The organism is Dickeya poaceiphila (assembly GCF_007858975.2).
Lineage (GTDB): Bacteria > Pseudomonadota > Gammaproteobacteria > Enterobacterales > Enterobacteriaceae > Dickeya > Dickeya poaceiphila.
The window spans coordinates 1,397,276-1,399,023 of record NZ_CP042220.2 but is presented as its reverse complement, the minus strand read 5'-3'; the positions used below and the strand labels follow the sequence as shown (position 1 = coordinate 1,399,023).

1 protein-coding gene is annotated in these 1,748 nt (G+C 54.0%); it reads left to right on the top strand.

Going from position 1 to position 1,748, the window contains the following annotated elements; genetic code table 11:
* The first annotated feature begins 82 nt into the window (after positions 1–82).
* On the top strand, positions 83–1,747 hold the full coding sequence (locus tag Dpoa569_RS06075) for a cyclic peptide export ABC transporter (protein WP_042871653.1): 1,665 nt from the start codon (positions 83–85) through the stop codon (positions 1,745–1,747).
* The last annotated feature ends 1 nt before the right edge of the window (position 1,748 follow it).

The following is a 1,748-nucleotide window of genomic DNA, read 5'->3' as shown; positions in this document are numbered from 1 at the left end:
GCCATCGTACGGTCGTTCATCCCCGCCGGTTGTTACAACCGGCGGTTTTATACTGAATAACAAGGAAAAACAGGAAAAACGGATGTTCAAACTTATCGTTGTCCGTTTCAAATGGCAGGTTCTGCTGGCCACGGTGCTAAGTGCTATCAGCGCGCTGTCTGGTATTGGCATGCTAAAGATCATTACCCTACAGATCGGTGCCATGACCAGCCAGTCCGCTGCCAGCGTCACACCTTTTGTCTGGTTTTTACTGGCGGTCTCGGCGGTATTGCTGTTCGGCCTGATGTCCCGCTATCTGCTGGCCAGGCTGGGGGCCCGCGTCGTTTATGAATTCAGGGACTCACTCACCCGCCGTCTGCTGTCAACGCCTTATGCCATCATTGAACGCATCGGCGGGCACCGCATTCTGGCCGCGTTGAAAACCGACGCGGCCAAGCTGTCGGAAGGCCTGCTGATCCTCCCGGAGTTCGTCTACAGCCTGATCACGGTGGTGCTCTGTCTGAGTTACATGAGTTACCTCTCCGGGCGTCTGTTTCTGGTTTCAACGGCGCTTATCATCCTGCTCGGACTGATCGCCAGCGTCTTCCTCCGTTATGGGCTGCGCCATTTCAAGCACCTGCGCCACTATGAAGATGCGCTGTTTCAGGGCATGCAGATGATGGTCGACGGCAGCCAGGAGCTGAGCATTAATGCCAGACGGCGTCACTTCATTTATGAACGGATTCTGAAAACCAATTACCGCGATATCCGCCATCTCAGTGTCCGGGTATCGTTAATCTTTACGATGCTGAACAGCATTGGCTCGACGTTGATTTTTTTTCTGGTTGGTCTGGTGATATTCGGCTCCAGCCTGTATTTCAAAGACATCCCGACCGACTCAGTCGTCGGCTTCGCGCTGGTGATCCTGTATATGATCGACCCGGTGGAAAACGTCGTCAGTTCATTATCCCGTTTCAGCGAATTTACCGTCTCCTACCGTAACGTCGAAGGGCTACCGCTGGCCCGCAACGAGGCCGACATGGCCCCATCAAGCCACCATTCGCTCTCAGAACGGCTGGCATGGCAGACGCTTAACGTCCGCCAGCTCACCTTTCACTATCAGGCAGATGCCGGGGATCAGTACCGCTTTGGTATCGGCCCTATTGATGCACAGTTCCGGCGCGGAGAAGCGGTCTTTCTGACCGGCGGCAACGGCAGCGGTAAATCGACGTTTGCAAAACTGCTGGTCGGCTTGTACCAGCCGGATCAGGGCCAGATCAGTCTGGATGATGACATCGTGTCTGACACCATCCCGCTTACCGAATACCAGCAGGCATTTTCCACGATTTTCGCGGATTTCTTCCTGTTCGATCACGTTCTGGATGAATGGGGTAACCCCGGTGATGACGCCATGATCCAACGCCATCTGACTGACCTGGAACTGAACAATAAAGTGAGCGTCTCCCACGGTCAGCTGTCCTCGACAAACCTCTCCTCCGGGCAGAAAAAACGCCTGGCGCTGATCATGTCCTACTGTGAAAACACACCAATCTGTGTCTTTGACGAATGGGCGGCGGATCAGGACCCCAGATTCCGTCGGCTGTTTTACACCGAGATCATTCCCCGCCTGAAAGCGCAGAATAAACTGGTGATTGTGATCACCCATGATGACCGTTACTTCCATCTGGCCGATCAGTTGCTCCGGTTTGAAGACGGCCAACTGGTAACAAGTTTGTCTTCATCTGCTGATCGTGTATCCACGGATTGAG

Coding starts and splice junctions, on each gene's coding strand:
- Dpoa569_RS06075 (WP_042871653.1), top strand. CDS start 83: ATGTTCAAACTTATCGTTGTCCGTTTCAAATGGCAGGTTCTGCTGGCC.